This is a genomic window from Thermococcus marinus (assembly GCF_055389025.1).
The window spans coordinates 606,580-630,974 of sequence record NZ_AP042417.1; the positions used below are offsets into that span (position 1 = coordinate 606,580).

Annotated in this window: 28 protein-coding genes and 2 pseudogenes; 8 read left to right on the forward strand and 22 right to left on the reverse strand. The window is 54.5% G+C overall.

Going from position 1 to position 24,395, the window contains the following annotated elements; genetic code table 11:
- Positions 1–32 precede the first annotated feature (32 nt).
- From glmM to ACZ5ER_RS03210, 3 genes are read left to right on the forward strand one after another with little or no spacing between them, the layout of a single operon-like run.
- Complete coding sequence (glmM, locus tag ACZ5ER_RS03200; protein ID WP_050002056.1) at positions 33–1,382, forward strand: phosphoglucosamine mutase; 1,350 nt, start codon at positions 33–35, stop codon at positions 1,380–1,382.
- Between the two features lies 1 nt (position 1,383).
- Positions 1,384–1,668: an EamA family transporter gene (locus ACZ5ER_RS03205; protein ID WP_464934791.1), complete on the forward strand. Its 285-nt coding sequence runs from the start codon at positions 1,384–1,386 to the stop codon at positions 1,666–1,668.
- The gene (locus tag ACZ5ER_RS03210; RefSeq protein ID WP_449449953.1) at positions 1,635–1,766 is read left to right on the forward strand and encodes a hypothetical protein; all 132 of its coding nucleotides are present in this window, start codon (positions 1,635–1,637) and stop codon (positions 1,764–1,766) included. Before ACZ5ER_RS03205 ends, ACZ5ER_RS03210 begins: the two co-directional genes overlap by 34 nt.
- Positions 1,767–1,870: 104 nt before the next feature.
- Here ACZ5ER_RS03210 and ACZ5ER_RS03215 read toward each other — a convergent pair whose 3' ends face one another.
- The 3 genes from ACZ5ER_RS03215 to ACZ5ER_RS03225 are packed head-to-tail and all read right to left on the reverse strand — an operon-like array spanning position 1,871 to position 3,818.
- The gene (locus ACZ5ER_RS03215) at positions 1,871–2,452 is read right to left on the reverse strand and encodes a hypothetical protein (RefSeq protein WP_464934792.1); all 582 of its coding nucleotides are present in this window, start codon (positions 2,450–2,452) and stop codon (positions 1,871–1,873) included.
- On the reverse strand, positions 2,449–3,021 hold the full coding sequence (locus tag ACZ5ER_RS03220) for an AAA family ATPase (RefSeq protein ID WP_050002054.1): 573 nt from the start codon (positions 3,019–3,021) through the stop codon (positions 2,449–2,451). Before ACZ5ER_RS03220 ends, ACZ5ER_RS03215 begins: the two co-directional genes overlap by 4 nt.
- On the reverse strand, positions 3,018–3,818 hold the full coding sequence (locus ACZ5ER_RS03225; RefSeq protein ID WP_464934793.1) for a hypothetical protein: 801 nt from the start codon (positions 3,816–3,818) through the stop codon (positions 3,018–3,020). Before ACZ5ER_RS03225 ends, ACZ5ER_RS03220 begins: the two co-directional genes overlap by 4 nt.
- 95 nt (positions 3,819–3,913) lie before the next feature.
- Between ACZ5ER_RS03225 and ACZ5ER_RS03230 the strand changes: the two genes are divergently transcribed.
- Positions 3,914–4,498 (forward strand): hypothetical protein, encoded by a 585-nt coding sequence (locus tag ACZ5ER_RS03230; RefSeq protein WP_050002052.1) that lies wholly within the window; start codon positions 3,914–3,916, stop codon positions 4,496–4,498.
- Here the strand turns inward: ACZ5ER_RS03230 and ACZ5ER_RS03235 are convergent.
- Genes ACZ5ER_RS03235 through pyrB form a run of 3 tightly spaced genes read right to left on the reverse strand, consistent with a single transcriptional unit; the run spans position 4,469 to position 7,459 of the window.
- Positions 4,469–6,031 (reverse strand): D-glucuronyl C5-epimerase family protein, encoded by a 1,563-nt coding sequence (locus ACZ5ER_RS03235; protein WP_050002051.1) that lies wholly within the window; start codon positions 6,029–6,031, stop codon positions 4,469–4,471. The two genes, ACZ5ER_RS03230 and ACZ5ER_RS03235, sit on opposite strands and share 30 nt — an antisense overlap.
- 45 nt (positions 6,032–6,076) lie before the next feature.
- Entirely contained in the window at positions 6,077–6,532 is a 456-nt protein-coding gene (pyrI, locus tag ACZ5ER_RS03240; RefSeq protein ID WP_464934794.1) for an aspartate carbamoyltransferase regulatory subunit, read from the reverse strand.
- Positions 6,533–7,459, reverse strand: a complete 927-nt coding sequence (gene pyrB / locus ACZ5ER_RS03245; protein ID WP_050002049.1) for an aspartate carbamoyltransferase — start codon at positions 7,457–7,459, stop codon at positions 6,533–6,535. It lies immediately after the preceding gene.
- A gap of 119 nt (positions 7,460–7,578) precedes the next feature.
- Between pyrB and ACZ5ER_RS03250 the strand changes: the two genes are divergently transcribed.
- Genes ACZ5ER_RS03250 through ACZ5ER_RS03260 form a run of 3 tightly spaced genes read left to right on the forward strand, consistent with a single transcriptional unit; the run spans position 7,579 to position 9,159 of the window.
- A complete protein-coding gene (locus tag ACZ5ER_RS03250) occupies positions 7,579–8,469 on the forward strand; it encodes a thiamine-phosphate synthase family protein (RefSeq protein ID WP_050002048.1) in 891 nt (296 codons plus the stop codon).
- Positions 8,466–8,789, forward strand: coding sequence for a VanZ family protein (locus ACZ5ER_RS03255; protein ID WP_464934795.1), 324 nt, complete (start codon positions 8,466–8,468; stop codon positions 8,787–8,789). Before ACZ5ER_RS03250 ends, ACZ5ER_RS03255 begins: the two co-directional genes overlap by 4 nt.
- Positions 8,746–9,159, forward strand: coding sequence for a secondary thiamine-phosphate synthase enzyme YjbQ (locus ACZ5ER_RS03260; protein WP_050002046.1), 414 nt, complete (start codon positions 8,746–8,748; stop codon positions 9,157–9,159). The genes ACZ5ER_RS03255 and ACZ5ER_RS03260 overlap by 44 nt, the downstream gene beginning before the upstream one ends.
- Before the next feature lie 124 nt (positions 9,160–9,283).
- On the opposite strand, the gene ACZ5ER_RS03265 is transcribed toward ACZ5ER_RS03260, so the two are convergent.
- Positions 9,284–9,745 carry a hypothetical protein gene (locus ACZ5ER_RS03265; RefSeq protein ID WP_464934796.1) on the reverse strand — a complete coding sequence of 154 codons (462 nt, stop codon included), beginning with the start codon at positions 9,743–9,745 and terminating at the stop codon, positions 9,284–9,286.
- 126 nt (positions 9,746–9,871) lie between these two features.
- Here ACZ5ER_RS03265 and ACZ5ER_RS03270 point away from each other — a divergent pair, with 126 nt between their 5' ends.
- A complete protein-coding gene (locus ACZ5ER_RS03270; RefSeq protein ID WP_050002044.1) occupies positions 9,872–11,059 on the forward strand; it encodes an RNA-guided endonuclease InsQ/TnpB family protein in 1,188 nt (395 codons plus the stop codon).
- A gap of 82 nt (positions 11,060–11,141) precedes the next feature.
- Here ACZ5ER_RS03270 and ACZ5ER_RS03275 read toward each other — a convergent pair whose 3' ends face one another.
- The 15 genes and pseudogenes from ACZ5ER_RS03275 to mre11 all read right to left on the reverse strand — a co-directional run bounded on the left by ACZ5ER_RS03275 (position 11,142) and on the right by mre11 (position 24,393).
- Positions 11,142–11,393, reverse strand: a complete 252-nt coding sequence (locus ACZ5ER_RS03275) for a hypothetical protein (protein WP_464934797.1) — start codon at positions 11,391–11,393, stop codon at positions 11,142–11,144.
- Between the two features lie 31 nt (positions 11,394–11,424).
- Positions 11,425–12,774: a cyclic 2,3-diphosphoglycerate synthase gene (locus tag ACZ5ER_RS03280; protein ID WP_464934798.1), complete on the reverse strand. Its 1,350-nt coding sequence runs from the start codon at positions 12,772–12,774 to the stop codon at positions 11,425–11,427.
- A gap of 188 nt (positions 12,775–12,962) precedes the next feature.
- A pseudogene (locus ACZ5ER_RS03285) lies at positions 12,963–13,127 on the reverse strand (hypothetical protein); the annotation flags it as partial.
- Positions 13,091–13,399, reverse strand: coding sequence for a YbaK/EbsC family protein (locus ACZ5ER_RS03290; protein ID WP_464934799.1), 309 nt, complete (start codon positions 13,397–13,399; stop codon positions 13,091–13,093). The gene ACZ5ER_RS03290 and the pseudogene ACZ5ER_RS03285, both read right to left, overlap by 37 nt.
- A 93-nt stretch (positions 13,400–13,492) precedes the next feature.
- Positions 13,493–14,278: a DODA-type extradiol aromatic ring-opening family dioxygenase gene (locus tag ACZ5ER_RS03295; RefSeq protein ID WP_050002041.1), complete on the reverse strand. Its 786-nt coding sequence runs from the start codon at positions 14,276–14,278 to the stop codon at positions 13,493–13,495.
- 5 nt (positions 14,279–14,283) lie between these two features.
- A complete protein-coding gene (gene thrC / locus ACZ5ER_RS03300) occupies positions 14,284–15,414 on the reverse strand; it encodes a threonine synthase (RefSeq protein ID WP_464934800.1) in 1,131 nt (376 codons plus the stop codon).
- Positions 15,404–16,126, reverse strand: a complete 723-nt coding sequence (locus tag ACZ5ER_RS03305) for a hypothetical protein (RefSeq protein ID WP_464934801.1) — start codon at positions 16,124–16,126, stop codon at positions 15,404–15,406. The genes thrC and ACZ5ER_RS03305 overlap by 11 nt, the downstream gene beginning before the upstream one ends.
- A gap of 91 nt (positions 16,127–16,217) precedes the next feature.
- Positions 16,218–16,508: a hypothetical protein gene (locus ACZ5ER_RS03310; protein ID WP_464934802.1), complete on the reverse strand. Its 291-nt coding sequence runs from the start codon at positions 16,506–16,508 to the stop codon at positions 16,218–16,220.
- Between the two features lie 54 nt (positions 16,509–16,562).
- The gene (gene psmB / locus ACZ5ER_RS03315) at positions 16,563–17,162 is read right to left on the reverse strand and encodes an archaeal proteasome endopeptidase complex subunit beta (protein ID WP_464934803.1); all 600 of its coding nucleotides are present in this window, start codon (positions 17,160–17,162) and stop codon (positions 16,563–16,565) included.
- 42 nt (positions 17,163–17,204) lie between these two features.
- A pseudogene (locus ACZ5ER_RS03320) lies at positions 17,205–17,867 on the reverse strand (ABC transporter ATP-binding protein); the annotation flags it as partial.
- Between the two features lie 52 nt (positions 17,868–17,919).
- Positions 17,920–19,005 carry a FecCD family ABC transporter permease gene (locus tag ACZ5ER_RS03325; protein ID WP_050002036.1) on the reverse strand — a complete coding sequence of 362 codons (1,086 nt, stop codon included), beginning with the start codon at positions 19,003–19,005 and terminating at the stop codon, positions 17,920–17,922.
- Positions 19,006–19,041: 36 nt separating this feature from the next.
- Positions 19,042–19,659, reverse strand: a complete 618-nt coding sequence (locus ACZ5ER_RS03330; protein WP_464935070.1) for a DNA double-strand break repair nuclease NurA — start codon at positions 19,657–19,659, stop codon at positions 19,042–19,044.
- Entirely contained in the window at positions 19,614–20,372 is a 759-nt protein-coding gene (locus ACZ5ER_RS03335; RefSeq protein ID WP_464934804.1) for a DNA double-strand break repair nuclease NurA, read from the reverse strand. The genes ACZ5ER_RS03330 and ACZ5ER_RS03335 overlap by 46 nt, the downstream gene beginning before the upstream one ends.
- A 2-nt stretch (positions 20,373–20,374) precedes the next feature.
- On the reverse strand, positions 20,375–23,029 hold the full coding sequence (gene rad50, locus ACZ5ER_RS03340; protein ID WP_464934805.1) for a DNA double-strand break repair ATPase Rad50: 2,655 nt from the start codon (positions 23,027–23,029) through the stop codon (positions 20,375–20,377).
- A complete protein-coding gene (gene mre11 / locus ACZ5ER_RS03345) occupies positions 23,026–24,393 on the reverse strand; it encodes a DNA double-strand break repair protein Mre11 (protein ID WP_464934806.1) in 1,368 nt (455 codons plus the stop codon). Before mre11 ends, rad50 begins: the two co-directional genes overlap by 4 nt.
- Between the last annotated feature and the right edge of the window lie 2 nt (positions 24,394–24,395).

The window sequence follows — 24,395 nt, forward strand, 5'->3', positions numbered from 1 at the left end:
TCATCTTCGTCAATCTAATTTAGGTGGTGCCCATGGGGAAGTACTTTGGAACCAGCGGGATTCGAGAGGTCGTCAACGAGAAGCTGACGCCGGAGCTTGCCCTCAAAGTCGGAAAGGCGCTTGGAACGTACCTCGGTGGCGGCACGGTGGTGGTCGGTAAGGACACGAGAACGAGCGGTGAGACCCTCAAGCGGGCGGTAATAAGTGGACTCCTGAGCACGGGAGTTAATGTTATAGACATCGGCCTCGCGCCGACCCCTCTCACGGGCTTTGCAATCAGGCTCTACGGTGCGGACGCTGGCGTTACTATCACCGCTTCTCACAATCCGCCTGAATACAACGGCATAAAGGTGTGGCAGCCCAACGGGATGGCGTACACCCCTGAGATGGAGAACGAGCTTGAGGCGATTCTGGAGTCTGGCAACTTCAGGAAGGCCCCTTGGAACGAGATTGGAAGCCTCAGAAGGGCCGACCCGAAGGCCGAGTACATAAAAAAGGCCCTTGAGATGGTCCACCTCGATAACTCTTACACCGTCGTCGTCGATTCTGGAAACGGTGCCGGGAGCATTCTTTCCCCGTACCTCCAGCGCGAGCTTGGAAACCGCGTTATAAGCCTTAACTCCCACCCGACGGGTTTCTTCGTGAGGGAGCTTGAGCCTAACGCTAAGAGCCTCTCCGCACTGGCGAAGACGGTCAAGGCCATGAAGGCCGACGTTGGCATAGCGCACGACGGCGACGCGGACAGGATTGGAGTTGTAGACGATCGAGGGAAGTTTGTTGAGTATGAGGTCATGCTCTCGCTCATGGCCGGCTACATGCTGAGGAAGTTCGGGAAGGGAAAGATAGTTACCACCGTCGATGCCGGCTTTGCTTTAGATGACTACGTCAGGCCCCTCGGCGGCGAGGTCATAAGGACTCGCGTTGGGGATGTGGCCGTCGCGGACGAGCTGGCCAGGCACGGCGGGATTTTCGGCGGAGAGCCGAGCGGGACGTGGATAATCCCCCAGTGGAACCTCACTCCCGATGGCATCTTTGCCGGGGCGCTCGTCCTTGAGATGATTGACAGGCTCGGCCCGCTGAGCGAGCTGGCCAAGGAAGTCCCACGCTACGTGACGCTGAGGGCGAAGATACCGTGCCCCAACGAGAAGAAAGCTAGGGCGATGGAGCTGATAGCTCAGGAAGCTCTTAATAGCTTCGACTACGAGAGGCTTATAGACATAGACGGGATAAGAATAGAGAATTCGGACTGGTGGATACTCTTCCGTCCGAGCGGGACTGAGCCGATAATGCGCATCACCCTTGAGGCTCACACCGAGGAGAAAGCGAAAGAGCTGATGGAGAAGGCGGAGAAGCTTGTTAGGAACGCCGTGGAGCGGGCGTGAGATGAAGGCCTATATCTTCTATGCCATTCTCTCGGCTTTCTTTGCCTCTCTTGTTCCCATCTTCAGAAAACTCGGCCTGAAGGACGTTGATTCGACCGTCGCGACGATGGTGAGGGCCTTCATAATGTTCGCGTTCCTTTTCCTCCTTGCAGTGTGGCAGGGTAGGACCGACGTTTCCAGCATCAACGGCAGGGCGTTGCTCTTCATAGCCCTCTCCGGGATAGCGGGGCGCTCTCGTGGCTCTTATACTTCATGGCAGTTAAGGACGGCCGCGTTCCAGCCGTAATAGCAATAGACAAGACGAGCGTCGCCCTGGCGATATTTCTCTCGTGGTCAGTTTTGAAGGAAGAACTTACACCCAGAACAGTTTTGGGGCGTTGTTGATAGTCCTGGGAGCTTTGCTGGTTTCTTTGTGACTTAGCAAAAGCCGGAGTGGCTCGCAGCGGGTTTGCTTTTTCTCCATGCTCCGTGGCGAATGGGGACGTGGACTATGAGCGCTTGGATAGGGTTTCCCTTAGCCTCTCAAGGCTCTCCTCAATGTCCTCCTTGTCAAATTCGATGTAGACACCCTCCGGGAACCTCGCCATCAGGATTTCAAACAGTATGCCGGGCATCTTCACAAGTTTGAAGTTCTGCTCCTCCACGAGCTCCTTAGAACGCTTTATCCTCTCGTCCTTGCTCAGGTAGAAGAACTCCTGCATCGCCCGGTACGGGTAGCCCTCGGGGTCGCTTGAGCTCGTGTGGAAGACACCGCAGGTCGGCGAGCCTTTAACTCCAACAAAAATGACTTTCTCTGGCTTTTCCTCGGTCAGAACCCTCCCTATGAAGTCCGCTATTACCTTCGCCCTCTCGCGCATGCCGAGCCTCTCATAAACTTCCCTGCTCGCCGGCGTCCTTGGCCAGCCGATCAGCTCGAACTCGGGACACGGGTATACTAAGACCTGCCATTCGTCGCCCAGCTCTCCAATCAGCTCTCTCAGGAGCTTTGCAGTTTTATACTCCTTCTCCTTTGGTCCGCGGTAGACGTAGAAGGGGCTCAGAAGACAGGGGGCGAGGATTAGGAGCTTCACCCGACCACCTCTTCGATTATTTTTTCAACCTGTCCTTTCAGCTCCCCCAGCGTCCCCTCGTTTACTATCACGTAGTCGGCTAAATCCTTCAGCCTGCTCGTGTGATAAAGGCTCTCCTCTACGTCGTCCATTTTCTTGAAGTCCTCGAAGCTCTTTATCTCTCTGTCCTTGCTGGCCTTCCTCTTCATCAGGCGTTCAAACCTTATCTCCGGACTCGCCTCGACGTAGATGACCTTTCCGCCGAGCCTTTTGATCGCCTCAATCTCCTCCTTGGAGCGGACGCCGTCTATGACAATGTTCTCACAGTTCCGCTTCTTGTCTACGGCAAGGCGGATGAGTATGTCGCCGCCGTACTTGTCCTTTAGGTACTTTCCGAACTCTATCAGCCTCTCACGGGTCGGCTCGGCCTTCTCGGGCAGTTCTGGGATCCAGGAGTAGTCCGAGACGTTGTGGGTGAGGAGGTCTATGAGCGGGTCGCTGCACGAGACCCTGCAGAACCCCTTCTCCTCGAAGAACTTTGCAACCGTCGTCTTTCCCGCGGCAATCTTTCCAACGACTCCGATGATCATTTTCTCCACATCCTCCAGATTATGTTTGCCCCATCGGTGGACTCCATGAGGCCCTCGTAGGTCAGGCTTACCACGAAGTCCACGAGGGCCTTTTTATCGTAGATTACGGGCTTTTCAAAGCCGAAGAGGTACTTCAGCTCGAAGAACCCTACGTGAAGGAAGCGGAATGGGTTGAGGAGCGCAACTTCATTTTTAAACTTCAGGCCGAACGGGAAATCTGCTAGGACGAGTCTCGTCCCCTTCTCCTTTGCAAACATGGTGAGCTTCTCCTCGTCGGGAAAGAAAATCTTCCTTGGCTCCGCTTCCACGGGCTCATACTCCAGCTTTGGGAAGGCATAGCGGATTCCGATGGCTTCGTATGGTAGTCCCAGCCGCTTGGCGAATCCAAGGAGAGCTTTTGCGTTGAAGCTCAGGAAGACGAGCGTTTTGATGTCCCCCTTAACGTTGGGCCATTTCCTTGGAGGGAATCTTTTCTCGGCCTCTATTATCGGGAGGAGAAACTCAAACTCCGTGCCGGATATTAGCTTTTCGGCTTCCTCAAGCGTCCTCCGTTTTATCTCCAGGTCGAGGTTTGAGTAGACGGTAACCTGTTTGACCCCAAGCCTCGCCCGGAGCTTCCCGATGACGAGGCTGTTGCCTATGACCACACTCTTATCCGTCCTGTCGTGGGCGATTATGAAGAGCTTGTCTTCCTCCTCGTCGTATCTGACTTCATCTATCCTGAAGGGGCTGTCCGGGAGGCTGTGCTCCCTCCGTATCTCTTGCACGAGCTTCGATATTGTTTCTGGGGTGAACATCGGTGAGTGTTCCGGGCGGATGTTTTTAAGAAAATTGTTCTTTTTCTGGAACAAACCTTTTAAAATTATGGAACAAATTTGTCTCGGTGGTGTGAATGAAAGTTGGCCCGAGAGAGATGGCGATTTCAGGTGTGATGCTGGGTCTCGCGCTCCTCCTCGACGTTGCCCCGATAGACTTTCCGACGGTATGGGGAATGAAGATTGACGTTGTTGCAGTGCCGATAATAGTCACCTACCTGATACTGGGCTTCTGGGGCGGCCTCTTTGCCCTCGGCCTGCTCTTCCTGGGCCTCAGCGTGGTCTCCTCCGCGAGCTGGCTCGGAGCAATGATGAAGACGACCGCCACCTTCACGGTTCTCCTGGGCCTTGAGTTTGCGAGGAGAACCGTTGGCTTCGACCTGAGGAATCCGAGAAGGGCCGTCCTCTTCGGTCTCGTCGCGTACGTGGTGGGTGTTGCCCTTAGGATTCCGCTGACGCTGGCCCTCAACTACTACGTGGCGCTTCCAATCTGGCTTGGCCTGCCGAGGGAGCAGGTGGTTCAGGCAGTTGAGGACTGGACGCACGTCCCCTTCTGGGTGGCTATAGGCTTGCCCAACTCGGTGCAGAGTGCAATTGATGTTTTCATAGGACTGGCCGCCACGATACCCGTTTTAAGGCGTCTTCCGCATCTGTTGGAGTAGAGCCTCTATGTCCTCTTTTTTAAGTCCCTTCTCTTCTAGGTAACCATTCCATCTCTTTGCGTACTCTATGAACTCCTCCTCTCCCGTTTTTGCGTAGAGCCAGACGAGGAGCCTTACGTGAAGACGGTGGTAGAAGATGCTGGAGGAGTTGTAGATACTGGCGTATCTGCTCCAGTTCCCGGTGTCAAAGAATGGGAGGGCTCGCTTAACGCTTAAGGCGCCTTCTATGAAGTGTTTGTAGGCCCTCTGGTCGCCCGTTACTTTCCAGTAATAGTAGAGTCCCTGGAGGGAGATTATATGTCCGTTCAAGACGAGTTGCTCTGGGTAGTAGTTGTATTCCAAGTACCATGGCCCATATGGGGTTTGAAGAACAAAGCCGTTCCTTTCTAGAGGCAGTTCAAAGGAGTTCAGGAGTAGCTTGGCAGTCTGGAGGTAACTCTCATTCCCCGTGATGTTGTAGGCGAGGGCGTAGAGTCCAGCGCCTAGGCCCTGGGCATAGCCTGAAACCCATGGGATGCTGGCGTTTTGGAAGTGGAAGTATACTGGAAAGATGGCGTACTCGGTTGTCTGGTACTTTCCGTGTTCAATGAAATCTTGGAGTTCCTGCAGAATTTCAACGGCCACGTTGGGGCGATCTTTCTCAAAATATACGTGTGCCCAGTGAAGAGCTGAAACGGGGTATAAGTTAAACCCTCTCCCGCGGTAGTATATGAAGGGCATGTGGCTCTTTATGGGACCATCTGTGACTTTAATGGCTCCGTAATACGGACACTCGTTCGAAAAAACCAGTATCAGGTCTTTTTTCCCTGGTTTCGTGAACCTGGAATAATAGTAGTCTGTGGCAATTATATCAAGGACGTATGTTTTAAGGGCAGTGTCTGTTAGTTTTCCAGCTTTCCCGAGCATGGAAATCATCTTGAGGTGATAGCTTAAGTCCCTGTAGGCCAGAAGATAACTCAGATTTTTAGTTTGCTCCCACAACCCTAGGTATTTTTCTCTCAGTTCCCGGTTTATTTTTAGCTCTTCCGTTGCGTTGGCCTTCGCCATTGCCCTATTTACAAAGAATTTGTCATCTAGGAGAAGCGTGTCCGGTATGTCCTCACCTATGATGCCACTTAGTCGTGAATCTGGCTTTATTACAAAGACCCCGGGTTTATGAACGAGGGTGAGTGCCACTAAATAGCTTTTTCCTCCCTCAGTTTCCAGGGAAAAATCGCCTGTGACATCGAATCTAACCCCGTTCCAGTTTACGACTTCTCCCCCTACTCGAAGATGAACACGGCCTGGTTTCCCGCTGTACGCCAAAGCTGGGACGTTTGTCTCGTTTATCCTTGCTTTGCCAACGTTTATCTTAAATATGGCTGTTTCAAAAACAGCGTTTTCCTCCTTGAGCATTACGTAGACTCTGACGTCTTCAGTTTCGTGGCTTTCTGAGAGGGGGACTTCCTCAAAATGACTAGTCCCTAGGTATATAATTCCAAGAATGGTAGTGGTGACTATGAGCAGCAATAATACTCGTGAGTTTTTTCTCATACTACTCACAATTAAAATAAAGGGGGTGTAGTTTTAAAGTTTTCTTCAGAGGTTCCGGAGTATATCCTCCTCCTCCATCGTCCTCTCGCAGTAGTGACAGCGCACCTTGAGAGGCTCCCTTGAGACGACGTAGAACTTTGAAACCGTGTACTCGTGGTTGCTGACGCAGTTCGGGTTGGCACAGTGGAGTATTCCTGTTATCTCGTCCGGAATCTCGACCTTGAACTTCTCGGAGACCTTGTAGTTCCGCACTATGTTCACGGTGGCGGTCGGGGCGATGAGGGCTATCTTGTTGACCTCTTCCTCGCTCAGGAACCTGCCCTCCACTTTGACTATATCCTTCCTGCCCAGCTTCTTGCTGTTGACGTTCGAGGCGAGGAGCAGCGCCCCTCCGTTCGGCCTGTTGAGGCGGAGTATCTCGATGACCTTAAGCCCCTTTCCGGCTGGGATGTGGTCTATAACGGTTCCCTCTTTAATGGCAGTAACCTTAAGCTCGGCCATTCAAAGCACCCCCAGCGTTAACCCGAGCAGGGCCATTCTAACAGGGACACCAGAGAAAACCTGCCTGAAGTAGAGCGCGTGCTTGCTCTTGTCAACCTCAGGGTGTATCTCGTCAACCCTTGGGAGAGGGTGCATGACCTTGAGCGTTTCCTTGGCGTTCTTGAGGACTTCGCAGTTCACCTGGTAGCTGCCCTTGACCTTGAGGTACTCCTGCTCGTCCGGGAAGCGCTCGCGCTGGATTCTGGTGACGTAGAGAACGTCCAGCTCCGGGATTGCCCCCTCAAGGTCGCTGGTTTCGTGGACTTTGACGCCCTTCTCCTGGAGCTCCTCTATGATGTGCTTCGGCATCCTCAGAAGCTCTGGAGAAATCAGGTACAGCTCCACGTTATAAAAGGCCAGGGCCTCCGCGAGGCTGTGCACAGTTCTCCCGTACTTGAGGTCGCCGAGTAGGCCGATGGTAAGGCCGTCAATCTTCCCAAAGGCGCGCTTTATTGTGTAGAGGTCGAGGAGCGTCTGGGTGGGGTGCTGGTTGCTCCCGTCGCCGGCGTTGATGACCGGTATCTCGGCCACCTCCGCCGCTAGCCTCGCGGCCCCCTCCATCGAGTGGCGTATCACTATGACGTCGCTGTACTGCTCGACCGTCTTTATAGTGTCTGCCAGGCTCTCTCCCTTCTTGACGCTCGTGCTCGATGCCGATGAGAACCCGATAACGGAGCCCCCGAGGCGGTGCATGGCGCTCTCGAAGCTCAGCCTGGTTCTCGTTGATGGCTCAAAGAAGAGCGTTGCTAGGATTTTTCCCTTCGCGTAGTCAAGAGAGCCCTTTTCGTTCAGTTCCGCCTCAAGCCTCTCGGCGACCTTCAAAAGGAACTCGATGTCCTCCTTTGAGAAGTCCCTAATGCTTATCACGTCGCGTCCTTTCCATTCCATAAGAGCCCTTCCGATGTAAAAATCGATGGGTTTTTAAGTCTTTTTTGACATTTGCTTGTTGAGGCAAAAATTTAAACATCGAGTTGGAACGTTCAATAACCTGGTTTTAGGGTGATAGCATGAGGACGCCCAGCGTTTACGTTGCTGAGGAGCTGATGCCTTTTCTGAGGGCTAAAATAGCTGAGAGACTATACCGAGAGGGCATGAGGCAGTCGCAGATTGCATCTTATCTCGGCATGACCCAGGCCATGGTGAGCAAGTACCTGGCCGGGAAGTACAAGGTGCCCCCGGCGGAGGTAGCCGAGAGACTTGAAGACCTGGCAAATGACGTTGCCTCCTTCATACTCTTCGGCGGGAGCAGGGAGGAAGCGGTTCTTCTCGTGACGAGGCGCTTGATGGAGCTCTTTCAGAACGGTTTCCTGTGCAAATTCTACGCTGAATACGCCGGAGTGAGCGAGGAGGCCTGCCGCTCGCTGTTCTCCATGGTTCCGAGCAGAGGGGAGGTTCTTGAGGTTCTGAACACCGCCCTAAACGAGCTCCTCAGGGAAGAAAAGTTCCCGTCCCTTATTCCGGAGGTACGGAGCAACTTCGCCTATTCCCTCCCGTCCCCGAAGAGCCCCGAGGACGTCGCGGCGATTCCTGGGAGAATAACCTCCGTCAAGGGGAAGGCCTTCGCACTACCGCCGGAGTTCGGCGCGAGCCGCTTTGTTGCGGGGATCCTCGTGAAGCTGGCCGGGATAAGGCCTGAAATCAGGAGCGTTCTGAACATAAGGTATGGTGATGACGTTGAGGGGACCATCAAAAAGGCCGGCTTTAAAGTCGCGAGGGTTAAAACCGGCGGGCTGGGCGAGGACGAGGCCATTGAGAGGATAGTGGGGGTCTTCAGGGACGATGTTTACGACGCCGTCGTCGACGAGGGCGGCCTCGGCGTTGAGCCCCTTGTCTACCTCTTCGGTAGAGACCCCGTTGAGGTCGTTGAGAAGCTCAAGCGGCTGGTGAGGCACCTTTGAGGCGTAGGATTCTTGTTCCCTATGTGGTTCTCCTTCTTTTTCTGAACCTGATGCCCGCTGTTCCGTCGTCCCCCGTGCCGAACGGGGACAAGCTGGTGCATCTGGCCGAGTTTGCGGTACTGGGCTTTCTGGGCCGGTTCCTCTGGCGCTATCTCGTTCCTCTGCCCGTTGTCCTGGAGTCCCTCCAGCTCTTCGTTCCCGGCAGGACTTTCTCCTTCGCGGACATGGGCGCAAACCTAATAGGCTTCGCGCTCGGAGTCCTCCTTGGGTGGTGGCATGAGGGTCGTGACAAAGGAGCTTCACTTCTCCACGAGGGGTGAGATTGACCTCGTTGACATAACCCGCGACGTCGAGAGGATTGTGGAAGAGTCCGAAATAGAGAACGGCCAGGTTCTCGTCTTTGTCCCCGGCGCAACGGGCGCGATAGTCACCATAGAGCACGAGTCCGGCCTTCTGGAGGACTTCAAGCGGGCCTTGAAGGAGCTGATTCCGAAGGGGAGGGGCTACCTCCACGACAGGATAGACGACAACGCCCACAGCCACCTCCGTGCCACCCTGCTGGGAGCTAGCGAGTGCTTCCCGGTCGCTGACGGCAGGCTCGTGCGCGGAACCTGGCAGCAGATTTTCTTCGTCGAGCTGGACGTGAGGCCGAGGCACAGGCGCGTTATAGTGCAGGTCATAGGGGAGTGAGAACTTCCGGTTCTCACCTCTTTATAAACTTTGAGAAGTGTGAGTTCTCACCATTTATAAACGCTTCAATGCAAAGGCGTTAAATAGGTTCGGAACGCAAAGGGAACGGTGGGAGAATGAAAAATTAAACCTTTATCGAAATTTCAGCATTTTTTGAGTCTTTAAGCCTTATCGCAAGGAGTTCTCTCTCATAGCTGCTGACTCGAAGGTAAGATAGTATCATCATTATGAATGCCAGCCCCGCGATTATGAGACCTATGTCAACGATATAACCTGTGGTTTTTACGTCGGATACGTCCTCCATGAGTTCTTCGCTCCATGTAGTCAGATATTCACCGTTCAACATGGCATACCAGCCCAGTAAAACCCCGGCACCGCTGAGACGCCATCCTCCAATTATCTCGTGAAAATCCTTCGTCGCGGTGGGGAGGACATCTTTGTAGGCGCGCTGAAGATGTTGGAGCTCTGATTTATCTTTGTAGATTGAGCTTGAGCGGTAGTAGGAAAGCGCTTTTTCCAGAGCTCCGTAGCTGCTGTCAAGGAAGTTCATAACGCCGTATGCAAAACTTGCTCCACCGATGGACATCAAAAATACAGCCCGATTTATCATTTCCCTCCTCCCAGAGAGTACAATTATATGGAATTGGAATTGTCCACGAAGACATTATAGTAAGATTTAAATACTCCAAATTAGATCTTTGTGTGGTTTTCAATGTCATTTGAAACAATTAAACTTACTGCCAAATTCAAGCTTAGGGAAATTCCAGAGGGTTTAGAATGCCTTTTCTCCACTTATCGTGAAATCGTGAACTTTCTCATCACTTATGCTTTCGAAAACAACACCACAAGCTTCTACAGGCTGAAAAAAGAAACTTACAAAAGTCTTCGCAAAGAGTATCCAGAACTCCCAAGTCACTACCTTTACACGGCCTGCCAGATGGCGACTGCAATCTTTAAAAGCTTCAGGAAGAGGAAAAAGAAGGGTAAAGCGAGGGGAAGACCAGTTTTCAAGAAAGAAGTTATTATGCTCGACGACCACCTGTTCAAACTCGACTTGGAGAACAAGACCGTAAAACTCTCCACTCCAAGCGGGAGGGTTCAGTTAGAGTTTTATCCCGCAAAATACCACGAGAAGTTCAAGAACTGGGGGGTTGGTCAAGCGTGGTTAGTGAGAACATCGAAGGGAGTCTTCCTAAACGTCGTCTTCTCGAAGGAAGTCGAGGTTAAAGAGCCGAAAGCCTTTGTTGGAGTGGATTTGAATGAGAATAACGTAACGCTTTCCTTCCCTAATGGAGAGTTTGTTCAAATCATCACCCACGAGCGGGAGATTAGGACAGGTTACTTCATGAAGAGAAGGAAAATCCAGAAGAAATTTAAGGCTGGAAAGAGGAGGAGAGAACTCCTTGAAAAATACGGGCGAAGGGAAAAGAACAGGCTTAACGACCTTTACCATAAGCTTGCCAATAAAATCATCGAGCTGGCGGAGAAGTATGGTGGGATTGCTTTAGAGGATTTGATTGAAATCAGGGATTCGATTAGATATTCAGCTGGGATGAATGGGAGACTTCACAGGTGGAGTTTTCGCAAACTCCAGTCAATCATCAAATACAAAGCCAAACTGAAGGGTGTTAGAGTCGTTTTTGTAAACCCTGCTTACACTTCTTCTCTGTGCCCGATATGTGGGGAGAAATTAAGCCCGAATGGGCACCGGATTTTGAAGTGTTTGAATTGTGGTTTTGAAGCCGATAGGGACGTGGTTGGGAGTTGGAATATTCGCTTGAGAGCCTTGAAGATGTGGGGAGTCACCGTTCCCCCCGAAAGCCCTCCAATGAAGCTGGGAGGAGGGAAGCCGACTCTCACTGTCAATGCAATAAAAAGGAAGGAGTCGGCGGGACGGTAATAACCCGCCCGAGTTCATTGACTCCGCCCTCGGCGGTGCTCCCCGGGCGATTTGAGTTGGGCGCTTCACAATAAAAGGCTTTCTACCACACTTTGACATCTTCGTTCTCCTTCTTCTCGAACTCGACTTCCTCATACTTCCCGCTCAGCTTAATTGAGATGGCGTAGACGAGGGCAACGAACGAGCCAAACAGAAACGCCAAAAGAATCCACATGACCTTCTCCGAGTCTGGCATAAGCTTCTGCTTCTTAACGACGTCGTAGGTGACCCACGCGAAGCCCGCGATGTTGAGAACCCAAATCAGGTCCCAGATTCCAATGACCACGTCGAACATGGAGAAAAATTAGGAGCGGAGGTTAAAAACTTCACTCCTTCTTGAGCTTCTCGCAGTTCTTGACCCAGTTCTCGAGAATGTCCTTGAGCTTGGGCTGGCCGATTTCCTCGAGCTCGTAGCGGACCCTTACAGCTGGCTTGTTGAGGTTCATGAACCTGCGCAGGTCAACAGGGGTGCCCATGATGACGACGTCGGCGTCAGCGCGGTTAATGGTCTCCTCAAGCTCCTTAATCTGCTTCTTGCCGTAGCCCATGGCCGGCAGAATGAGGTCGAGGTGCGGGTACTTCTTGTAGGTCTCGACGATTGAGCCGACGGCGTAGGGTCTCGGGTCAATGATTTCCTTCGCCCCAAACTTCTTCGCTGCAACGTAGCCGGCTCCGTACTTCATGCCGCCGTGGGTGAGGGTCGGACCGTCCTCGACGACGAGAACGCGCTTGCCCTTGATGAGCTCTGGGTTGTCGACGAATATCGGCGAGGCCGCCTCGATGACGGTGGCGTTCGGGTTGACCTTCTCGATGCTCTCACGAACCTTCTGGATGTCATCGCGGTTGGCGGTGTCAATCTTGTTGATGATTATGACGTCAGCGGCCCTGAAGTTGGTCTCGCCTGGGTGGTACTTGAGCTCGTGGCCGGGCCTGTGCGGGTCGGTGACGACTATCCAGAGGTCGGGCTCGTAGAACGGGAAGTCGTTGTTTCCGCCGTCCCAGAGTATTATGTCGGCCTCCTTCTCGGCCTCGCGGAGAATCTTCTCGTAGTCAACGCCCGCGTAGACGACCATGCCCCTGTCGATGTAGGGCTCGTACTCCTCGCGCTCCTCGATGGTGCACTCGTGCTTGTCGAGGTCCTCGTAGGTGGCGAAGCGCTGGACGACCTGCTTCCTGAGGTCGCCGTAGGGCATCGGGTGCCTTATGGCAACGACCTTGTAGCCCATCTCCTGGAGGAGCTGGGCGACCTTCCTGCTGGTCTGGCTCTTTCCACAGCCGGTTCTGACTGCGGTAACGGCAACGACCGGCTTGCTGGACTTGAGCATGGTGCTCTTCGGGCCGAGGAGCCAGAAGTCGGCACCGGCTGAGTGGGCCCTGCTGGCGAGGTGCATGACGTGCTCGTGGGAGACATCGGAGTAGGCGAAGACGACGATGTCAATGTCGTGCTCCTTGATTATCTTCTCAAGGTCGTCCTCGCTCCAGATGGGGATACCGTTCGGGTAGAGCTCTCCAGCGAGCTCGGGCGGGTAGAGCCTGCCCTCGATGTCCGGAATCTGGGTGGCGGTGAAGGCGACGACCTCGTACTCAGGGTTGTCCCTGAAGAACACGTTGAAGTTGTGGAAGTCCCTTCCGGCGGCGCCCAAAATCAGAACCCTCTTTTTCTTCTTCTCGGCCATTTTTGACCACCTCAAAAGCTTTTAATTCGGCATTAGTGTATCGCTTTTGGCATTTATAACGGTTTTCGTTGAATAGTGAAAGCTTTCTGTGGGGTTTATTCGATGTGGACATTGAAACATTGAAAAGTCTTCAGATAGGACTGGATAATCACCGGTTGGCCTGTCGGGGTGTCTATGGACATTCCGCACTACTCGCTCACGTCAAGAATCTCTGCTTTCTGGTACTCGGCTATCTTCTCTGGCTTTATCCTCAGAAACCTCTCAGTGGTGCCGCCACCGCCGATAACGTACTCGTTTTCCAGAACCTTCGGGTCGACTACCGTCTTGAGGGGAACGCCAACTGGAGGGACGCCTCCGACATCATAGCCGGTGAGCTCTTTGACTTCCCTTGGCCTGGCGAACCTGCACTTTCCGAACTTTTTTCAAGTTTTGACATGCTGACCCTCGACTCGCCGTCCACTATGACGAGGAGGGGCCCGCTCTCGCTTACGATAACGAGCGACTTTATGGCCTGCTTTCTGGCGACGCCCGTCTCCCTTGTGGCCTGTTCGACGGTCTTGAAGGGCCTTCCAATCTCAAGAATCTCGGCCCCCAGTTCCTTGGCGATTTCTTCGAGCTTTTTCATGAGAACACCTTCAATAGGTACGTGGTGATTCCTAATAACCCTTTTTAGGGCTAAAAACGGAAAGTGTAGATTACGAGAGAACTCTGGTGCAGGCTACCTCACCCACAGCGCCCCTGCCATGCCGAAGTAGGTCGGACAGGCGTAGGCAGAAGCTTTCAGCTCGAACTCCGCTTTCTTCATAGTTCCGAGCATTATAAGCATCTGCCAGTAGCTGTCCACGAGGGCCTTCCTAACGAGCTCCTCGGGAACCTCTGGGAGCTCCTCAAGGCGGTCTCCGTTTATCAGCTCCATTATCAACCTGTCGTACTCCTCGCTTTCCTTCACCTTTCCGTAGGGGCCGTTTTCGTCGTGTCCGTGTCCATGGTCGGCGCTGATTATCAGGGCGATTTTCTTGTTATCTTTTTCGAGGACTTCGCCGAGGACTTCACCGAACCTTACGAGGGTCTCCCTGCTCACTCCCCTAGATGGCGTTATCAGGACGAGCGGTTTCTTCTCAAGGAACTGCAGTGGTATAAGCTCTCCCCAGCTCAGCGGCCAGCGCGAGTATTCCCCTCTTGCCGATGCAAAGTTCAGGTCAACTACGGGCATTCCGGCGTCCTTCTCGGCGCGGTATATTTCCTCAGCCAGCTCCCTGTCTGTTTTCCACTCGCCGGGCAGTTCCTTCCCCTCGAAGCCGAGCCATGAAACTAGGTGCTCCGCCATAACCACGCCGAGGTGGTCGCTCATCCTCACGTTGTGCGGGCTTATCAAAACGTAGGAGTCCACATTCCTGAACTCCTCGCCGATTCTCCTCAGCACCTCCGCGAGCCTCTCCGTTTCCTCGTCGGGCGGCTCAAGAACCGGGTTCCCGTGGGGCATCAGGCCGATTCCAACTAGCATTTCAATCACCTCAAACACTTTTCAAGTCCTTCGAGCGGGCACTCCATTACCTTTCCGGTCTGGGCCTCCTTCAGCGTTCTCAAACCCGAGCCAGTGAGAATCGAGACGACCTTTGCTCCCTCAGGGAGGTCGAGCTTCTCAAGCGCGGCAATTCCCGTAGCGCTCGCGGGCTGGACAAAGAGGCCCTCGCGGGCGAGCCTTTCCTGAGCTTTCCTTATTCCTTCGTCCGAAACGGCAACGCACTCCCAGCCGAACTCCCTGAGGAGTTTCAGAACCGCGTTCCCGCTTGGCGGGTAGGGGTTGGCTATGGCCTTTGCTATCGTCTTCGGGTTCTCAAAGCGCTCCACTTTCTCCTCTCCTTCGTGGAATGCCCTGCATATCGGCGAACAACCCTCCGCCTGGACCGCAATCAGCTTTGGTAAGTTATCAATCAGCCCGCTCTCGTAAAGCTCGATGAAGCCCTTTGCAATCCCCCTGAAGAGCCCGCCGGAGCTGGTGGGGATTAAAACGTAGTCCGGGCTTACCTCTTCCGCTATCTCGAAGGCTATTCCCTTGTAGCCCTCGATTCGGAAGGGGTTGTCAGAGTTGATGAAATAGACGCCAAGCTTTTCTCCCAGCTTCAGGCTCTCGAAATAGAGCCTTCCGTAGTCCCCGCAAACTCTGATGACGTCCCCGCCGTAAGCGCCGACAGCATTCAGCTTCTCTTCGCTAGCGCTCTCTGAGACGAGAATCTTCGCCTTCAGCCCGAAGCGGGAGGCGTAGGCCGAGACGCTCGCCGCCATGTTCCCAGTTGAGACAGTTCCAACTGTCCTATAGCCTGCTTTGAGTGCGTAGCTCATCGCCAGAAAAGTGCCCCTGTCCTTGAAGCTCCACGTCGGGTTTACGGTCTCGTTCTTGAGGTAGAGCTTTATTCCAAGCTCTTCGCCGAGCCTCGACTTAACCAGAGGCGTGTCGCCCTCGCCGAGGGAGAACTCCAGCGCGGGCTCAACGGGCCAGAAGTCGTAAAAGCGCTCCCAGACGCTCTTTCCGATGTACGGCTCGCCGTGAAATGTCTCGAACTCAACCGGTTCACCGCACTCACATCTTTGGACTGGCTCACTGTACTCCCTACCACAGAGTGGACACCTAAGTTTCAATTCTGACCCTCCTTACAGCTTTAAGGAGCACGGTGTTTCCATCACGGGTTATAGTGAAGTGTGCATAGCTGTTTTCCCGGGCAAGCTTCTTGAGGGTTTCGGCGAATGTTTCTGAAGCCCTCTCGTCCGAGAACTCCACCTTCCAGAGGAGCACGTAGTCAGTCCCGTTGACCGTGAGAACCAGCCTGTCGCCGAGCCAGGCGGTCGAGACGCTCCAGGCGGCCTCGTTGTCCAGCCCCGCGACGTCCAGGAGGAGGATGTAGACGTAATACGCACCTAGCCTGTCCTCTTTTAGGACTCTGGAACCGGGCGGTGCGCTCAGGGTGACGTTGAGGGGGGTGACGTTTTCGAGGTACAGCTCCGGGTGCATGACCTGTTGCGCCGAGACCGGATAGCGGCTGTACGCCTCGTTAACAAGTTCCCAGCTACCTTTCTCGTAGAGGTACCTCACGAAGCGGTCGCCGAAGACGTAGGGGAAGATGTGAAGGTCCGTGAGTGGATTGCCGCTCAGCGAGCGTATCTTGTGAATCGGAATCCCGTTCCTCTCGCAGTAGAGGTCGGCGACGAGGTCTGCGTCGCCCTCGATGAGTGACTGAACCGCTATGGTGCCGTCGTAGGTGTCTGCCCTGTACTTCGCATCGAACCACTGTTTCTGGAGCACGTGGACGCTCTCGTGGGCTATCGTTCTCCGGGCGATGTCAGGGTTTTCCATGAAGTTTTCCCTGATGATGTAGATGGTGTCCCCAACGGTGGCGGCTATCCAGCTGGCCTTTCTCTCGGTCTCTTCCTTGATGTACTGGTAGTCAGGGGGGGAGAAGGAGCGTCATCTTATATGTCAGCTCTTCTATCCTTAGCCTCTCGACGTCCGTCTCGCCGGGCTTCCACATGCTCAGGGCCTCGCTCTTCGTGATGACAACTATCCTGGGCCACTCCTTGAACGTGAGGTTTCGTATCTCCTGAACCTGGTGGAGGATTTCGTCAACTTCCTCAAGAACCGTGCCCGGTTCGGCAATTAACCTCTCGGCCGCGTAGAGGGCCGAAACGAGAATGAGTATCAGCCCCAGAACCGCCAGCTTTTCTGGGAGGTTCCGCATGTTACCAACTCAAAAAGAGAATTAAAAAGAGCTTTGGTGCAACCGTTGAACGGTTCACTCCTTGAACTCGACGAACTCCTCCTTCATGCCGTCCTTGGTTATGACGACGACCTGAACCTTCCTGTTGCCGGTGTAGACGTCGCGCTTTCCTGCGGTTCTGACGGCCCTGATGGCGAGCTCCTTGGCTTCTTCGATGCTCATGTCCTTCCTGAAGCCCTCTTCAAGGACCGCTATTGCGAAGGGGCTTCCCGAGCCGGTCGCCGTGTAGTCGTCGAAGATGAGGCCGCCCAGCGGGTCGAGGTTCGCCAAAGTGGGCTCCTCAACGTAGCCGCCTATGATAATCTGCACCATGTAGGGGAACCACTTGTTCTCGTTGAGGATGTTGCTGAGCAGATGCGCCATCGCCTTGGCGGTCATTGGCCTTCCCCACGTGAACTGGTAGTACCTGGCCTCGGCTTCGAGCATCCTCGCCAGGGCCTGAACGTCGCCGACGCTTCCAGCGGTGGTTATCGCTATCCTGTCGGTTATAGGGAGTATCTTCTTGATGTTCAGGGTCTCGACCATGTGGTCAAGTGAGGCCTGCGTATCAGCTGCAAGAACAACGCCATCCTTGGCCTTTATTCCCACCGTTGTTGTTCCGGTCTTCTTCTCCACTTTCTCTCACCTAAACTAAGAAACGCGCCAGAGTTTTAAACCTTAGCCCTCCGGCCAGGCGACGATGAGCCTCTTCCCCTCGACCTCGAGGATTCTCGCCCGTATCCCGTAGACCTCCTCGATGATTTGGGCCTTGAGCTTTTTCGACGGCCCTTCCCAGGCCTTCTTTCCGCCCTTCAGGACAAGAACCCTGTCGGCGTAGCTCAACGCGAGGTTGAGGTCGTGGAGGACGGCGATGATTATCTTCTCCCTTTTGAGCTCGTTGAGGAGCTCCATGACGTCGAGGGCGTGGTTGATGTCGAGGTGGCTCGTGGGCTCGTCGAGGAGAATGGCCTTACTGCCCTGTGCCAAAGCCCTCGCTATGAGGGCGAGTTGGAACTCTCCGCCGCTGAGGCTCGTTATCCTGTCACTCCGCTTCTCCCAGAGGCCAACCCGTTTGAGGGCCTCCTCGACGCTCCCCCTCGTTATGTACGCCCCCATCTCCACGAACTCCTCGACGGTAAAGGCGAACTGCGGCAGAGAGCTCTGGGGCACGTAGGTTATCAGCCTGGCCCTTTCGGCGGGTTTAAGCCCTGTCAGCTCGAGGCCGTCCAGCTTTACTGTACCAATAGGTCTTAGAATACCGACGAGGCACTTCAACAGGGTGCTCTTACCGGCACCGTTCGGCCCGATTACAGCGAGCAGTTCGCCCCTCTTCGCGCTCAGTTCGACATTCTTCAGGACTTCCCTCTCGCCGTAGGCGAACGAGACCCTCGCCTCAAGCAATCAGCTCACCCCTCTTGTGCCTCATCAGAAGGTAGAGGAAGAACGGTGCGCCCATCAGGGCGGTCACTACGCCGACCGGGATGACCGTTGGCTTTGCGACTGTTCTGGCCAGCAGGTCTGCCGTGACGAGGAGGACTCCGCCGAAGAGCGCCGTTGCGGGCGTCAGCTCCCTGTGGTTCGGGCCGAGGAGCAGGCGCATTATGTGGGGGCTCACGAGGCCCACGAAGCCTATTATCCCGGAAGTGTAGACGGCGAACGCAGTCAGCGTCGCTATAACCCCGAGGAAAACCTTTCTGTAGAGGTGCAGGTCGAGGCCGAGCGCTATGCTCTCCTCTCCGAGGAGGATTAGGTTCAGCTCGCGCCAGCGCCAGGTGAGGAAGAGGACTCCAAGGGTCGAGACGACGAGCATCACCCCTACGTCCCGCCACGTGCTCCCGTTGAAGCTCCCAAGCAACCACATCCAGCTCAGGGTGCTCTCGTGGGGGTGCGTCACGTAGATGTACCACGTCACAGCGTTTGCCAGGAAGCCGTAGGCAATCCCCGCGAGGAGGAGCGTATCTACCGGGACGGTTCCGTTGGTTCTCGCTATCGTGTAGACTATGAAGACAGAGAGGAATGCGAACACCAGAGCGAAGGGCGCCATGTAAGTGGGGTTAACCAGCGTTGCGATGGCGGAGCCTAGGGCCGCGCCGGAGCTTATGCCTATTATGTACGGGTCGGCGAGGGGGTTTCGGAAGAGGGCCTGGCTCGTGACGCCGGCCGATGCGAGGGCGAGGCCGACGAGATATGCCAAGAGGACTTCGGGCATGCGAATCTGCCACACTATTGTGAAGTACCTTGGGGGCTGGCCTGAGACGCGCTCGGCTATTGACCTGGAAACCTCCTCAAGGGTCTGGGAGTGGGTGACCTCGGCGAGTCCCTCTAGAATCCAGGATAGCCCGTTTCCGAGGGTCGTTTTCAGGCCATAGGTTACGCTCTCTGTGACGTCGTGAAGGCCCAGGCTAACCGGGCCGAAGTAAACGCCGAGGAAAATTGAGGTGATTGAAAGGGCGAGCAGGGCCGGGAGCCATTTCCGCATGTGGTGGAGTTTTTGTCCAGCCTTTTAAAGCTGATGTTATTCAAGGGGTGAGCGTCCGTACTTGAGGAAGGCCCTCAGCTCCGGGTTCTCGGCCTTGATGATGTTGAGAAGCGCCCTCAGCTCGGCTTCAAAGGCCTTTTTCTCGATTTTAACGCCCTCATGGGCCCTCTGGAGCGGCCTGAAGTAGCCGTTGCTCTCGTGCCAGAGTATTTCAGCCAAGAGGTCGTCGGTTATTTTTCTGTTGCTCTGGAGGAGGTAAATGACCCCACCGCGCATGGTCCTTATGTAGGCCATCGGAACGCCCCTCTCGATATAGTCCTCGACGGTCGGGAAGTACTTCCTTAGTATCTTGGGCATCCTGTGGCTTATCGGGGTGCCCCCCTGGGTTATGATGTAGTACCCGGTTTTTTCCTCCCCGTATTTCTGCCTCAGGTAAGCGTCGAGGTAGGGGACGTCTACGATGTCAAGTCCAAGCTTCTGGGTTATCTTTCTGTTGTAGAAGCTCTTGGCGACGTAGACGAGGTTTTTCTGAAGGAGCTTCTCCAGTGAGTACAGGTACTCCAGGTAGCCGAGGACAACGTGGACGGCATTGCGCGCGTCGTCAAGGCTCAGCTCCTTTTCTTCGCTGTACTCGTTGAGTATCTCCTGGAATATCTCCTCAGCGCCTTTTTCCCCTTGAGGTAGGCATCGAGGGTTTTCCTCGTAAGGACGACCCTTCTCGGTAAGGTCGCATCAAGGGAGCGCCCTTTGAAGCCCTCCATTGCCTTGTAAAACTCTTCAAAGTCCTCCAGCCTCTCGTCTGCAAGAATGACTCCCTGGTTTACCTTATGCTTCTCCCTGAGCTCCTCCCCCAGCTTCTCGTAGTGCTCGTCGAGGAGCTCAACGAAGGCTTTGACGAGCTCTTCCAGTTTGTTTCTCCCAAGGGCGTTTTCGATGGTGGTTATGCCCTTGATGCTCTCCGGGTAAACCGGGGGCCTCGTTAGTGAACCCGTGAGCGTCCCGTCCATCATAACGTAGTCGACTTCACCGAGCTCGGCCGATAGGTAGCCGAGCTTGTTCTCAAGGGTCTCCATCTGGAGCCTTATTATCTGGTCGGATATGCCCTGGTTGTAGAGCATTACGTTGGTGTAGATGAGCCTGTAAGCCGGGCCGTTGCCGAAGGCGTAGCTTGAGACGGCGTAGAAAATCGTCCCGCTGAGCCTCTGCTTCCCCTGACTGCCGTCTATTGCGTAGACCCTGCAGGGCCTCCTCTCCTCCGGCAGCTCCCGCCATTCGATGTCCTTGAGCTTTCCCTCGGCCTCTTTGTAGCTCCTCTCAAGCATCTCCTTTATCCTATCAACGCTCTTCCTATCAAGAAGCCGGTACACGCTCACACCCCCAGCTCGATTTCCCTGAGGACTGATACCCCGTTCTCAAGGCCCACCCGTATTACCCTGTCCGCCGCGTCCTTCAGCTCCTCGTCGTGAGAAACCACGATGACCTGCGGTATCTTTCTGAGGTAGCGCTGCATTATGTCCACAAGTCTTCTTCTCCTCTCGTCGTCCAGGTATGGTGTGGGCTCGTCGAGGATGAGCAGACTTATCTCTCCCGCCAGATAGAGGGACAGCGCAAGCCTGAATGCCAGTCCCAGCGCTATTCTCTCTCCACCGCTCAGAAATCCGAGTCCACGCTCTTTTCCATCGTAAACAACGCCGAGCCTGACCTTGTTTTCCTCGGCCTTAACGGTTATTCCGGAGTACTTCTCCTCCGTCAGTTCCTCGAATATCTCGCTCGCTATCTCCCCAACCTTGGCGAGGGCGCCCTCTTTGAGGAGGTTCTTGTAGTGCTTGACCTTCTCCCTGAGCCTCTGCACCCTATCGCGGGCCTCTTTAAGCTTCTCAAGCTCCCTCGCTTTTTCTTTTCTCTTCTCCTTTTCTTCCTTCAGCTTTCTGATGTTCTCCATGAGCTGGTCTCTCTTCTCCTCAAGCCCCCTCAGCTTTTCTTCCTTCTTGGCAAGCTCCTCCCTCAGCCGTGTGAACTCTTCCCTGGCTTTCTCGTGTTCTTCGGGGTTGTAGGCCCGCTCCAGCTCTTCGAGCTTTTTCCTCAGCTCCAACAGGACTGCGGTCTCTTTTTCTAGGCTCTCTCTGGCACTTTCGAGCTCCTTCCGGGTCAGGGTTAGCCTTCTCTCTTCCCTCTCCAGCTCTTCTGCCGAACCCTTGAGGGACAGGTACTTCCTGTAGTCCGGTTCGAGCTCCTTCAGTTTTTCATCAAGCTCCTCGACGCTTGAGAACCCGAGGTTCTTGAGTTCGTTATCAAGCTCCCTCAGCCTCGACTCAAGGGACTCCAGCTTTCTCTGCAGGACATCTCTCTTTTTCTCAAGGGCTCTGGCCTTTTCAAGCTCCTCTTTGAGGTTCTTCAGCTCGCCTTCGACTTTCCCGAGCTCGCCCCTCAGCCGTTCGTACTCCTCCACCTTGGCCTTCAGGCTCTCAATGTCGTAGGATTTTAGCCTGCTTTCAAGCTCTTTAACCCTCTCAAGGAGCTCTCTCTGGGCTATTACCTCCCGCTCCCTCTTAAGCGTCTTCTCGACGTCCACGAGCTCCTCTCTGAGCTTTCTCTCCTCTGCATCGAGCTCTTTGATCTTCCTGGATATTTCCCGAACCTCCCCTAGGTACTTCTCAAGGAGCTCCGCCCTGTGCTCCTCGGTGAGCTCCCTGCCGCACACGGGGCATTTGCCCCTGGCCTTCTTTAGCTCAAGTATTGCCCTGTTCTTTTCGCTCGCCTGGCTCTTCAGCGCTCCCCTTTCCCCGTTTATCTCCTCCAGTCTGCGCTGGATTTCTTCCTTTCTCTTTTTGGCGCCCTCAATGCTCCCTTCAAGCCTTTCAATCTCCTCCTCTGAGAGCTTTAGTTTTGCCCTGCTGTCCCTCAGGCTGGCCTCTATCGCGCGCACCTCTTCATACGTCTTTGTGCTCTCTTTCAGCACCTCAAGCTTCTCGGAGAGCTCTTTTTTCTTCCCTTCAAGCTCTTCAACGCGGGATTTTAGCCCCTCTATTTCGGCCAGACGTTCTTCTATGCTCTTGATTTGTGCCTTGTAGCTTTCCACGAGCTTTTCGTCCCTGGCCTTCTCGTCGGAATAATGCTTTCTGAATTCGGAGAGCTTTGTGTACAGTTTGGCTTTCTCTCTGAGCATTTCGGCCTCTCTCACTTTCTCTCTGAGCCCTCTGATGCGCTCCTCGATTTCGGAGAGCTTCCTCTCAAGCTCCCCTATTCTCGCCTTCAGTATTCCAACGTTTCCCTCCCTCTTCTTCACTTCGAGCCTCATGCTGTTGATGTCCTTAGAGAGCTTGTCCAGCTCCTTCAGCCGGCCCTCAACCTCCGCGAGCCTCTTCCTGAGGTTCGGGAGCTGGGGTGAGAGCCCGTTTATTTCCCTGAGGGTGTTCGTCAGCTCTTTTTCCATCTCCCCAATTAGGGAGTCTATGTTCTCCGTGCTCTTCAGGTAGTCCTCCACGGCTTTAATCCTGGCCTCGATGTCCTTTTTGACATCAAGGAGGTTTTTGTACGCGTTCTCGTACTTATCTAAGCCGAGAACCTGCCGGACGACCTTTTCCCTGCTCTCGTCGCTTTCCAGTATGGCGTCAATCTCACCCTGGCGGATGTAAATTGCGTTGAGGAAGACGTCGTAGGGGATTAGCCTCTCCATCCACTCCCTGACCTGCCTCTGCCCGCTCTCAAGGGTCTGCCACCGCTCACCGTCCCAGTATTTGACGAAGGAGAGGCCCTTTGTTATGTTCCTGTGCAGCTGGTACTTCACACCGTCCTTCTCGAAGAAGACCGTTATCTCAGTTGATGTCCCGCCTATCCTGAAGAAGTCGTCCTTCTTCAGGTCTTTCGGTTTGGTGGGCCAGTACAGGCCTATCAGGAGGGCATCAAGGAGGGAGCTTTTTCCGCTACCGTTCTGGCCGACTATCAGGTTTATCCCGCTGGTGAAATTGACCTTCGTGAGTTTGTGCGAACGGAAGTCCTTGATTATGAGCCTCTCAACCTTCATCTCGCACCACCGAGCCAGGCAAGCAGGTTGGGGCCCTTCTTGGGCTTGGCATTCTCAGGCTTCTTCTCAACAGCTTCCCCTTTTTTGGGGGGTCTGGCCTCTGTCTGCTTCTTCTCGCCGTCTTTTGAGGGGCCCTCTTTTTCCATCTTCTTATTTTCCTTCTTCTCTTCCCGTTTTTGGGTTTTTTCTGCGTCCCACCCACCGCGGAGGAAGAGCTCCACCACGGGCTCCACTTCGAATTTTTTCTCTCCTGTGAGCTCAATGGCCTTGAGTTCGAGGGGCGAGAAGTACTCCTCCGGTCTCGGGACTTCTCCTCCCCCGCCGGGTGTCTCGATTTTCCTTCCAAAGCGGGTTCTTATGTGGAGGTACTTTACCTTCAAGAGCTCGTGGAGGGCGGAGACGTCAAAGGGCTTCTCCCATTTGATATCGAGCCTTACAAAGGCCTCGCTTGGAATCTTGGGGCCGAGCCTCTTTACTTCCCTCTTGACGGTCTCACCGTCGGCCTCAATCTTGATGTCCACGAAGGGTCTCACCTTGAGCTCAACGAACCTCGGCTCCCAGTCCTCCACGATGTAGAAGCCCTTTTCGACGCCGGCCCTGGGCTTGAATGTCCTTCCGTCCCAGCGGTACCTGACCTCGTAGTCCCCGAAGTCCCAGCGCTGGAGCGAGCCTGGGTAGACGAGTTTTCCTATGTCGTAGTTGGTCTCAAAGCGCCTGTGTATGTGGCCCATCGCGTAGTAGAGATAGCCTTTCGGCAGGTCTTCCATCTTGAGCTCGAAATAATCGCGCTGGCTCTCGGGAAGTACTCCTGAGACCCTCTCGAAGAGCTCCTTTATCCCCTGGTGGAGCATAAGGATTGCGTCTCCTTCGGGCCTGAATATGTCCCTCAGCCTGTTCCGTTCGAGCCACGCGGCGCTCATGTATTTGAGCCCGTGAATCTCGATGCTCTCGCCTCCTTTCTCAAAGACGCCCTTCACGAGGTACTTGTCCCCCAGTTTCTCGCTTGTGAGGTGTTCGTTCTCGACTTTCTCCTCTCTGATCCCGAGGAGGTTGAGGAGGCCAAGGCCCTCGAGGAGGTGGTACGCCGAGACCTTTCTCTGAGTCCTGTCGTGGTTGCCCTCTATTGCAAAGACGGGTATTCCCTTTGCCTTTGGGATTCCCAGTATCTCTATGGCATCTTTGAGGGTTTCCGGGCTCGGCCTGCTCGTGTGGAAGAGGTCGCCGGCTATGAGTATGAAGTCCACCCTCTCCTCAACGGCCCTTTCAACGGCCTCCCTGAATGCGCGGGTGAACTCCTCTGCCCGGTATGGCAGTCGGTACTGCTCGTAGCCCAGATGGACGTCCGCTATGTGGGCGAACTTCATCT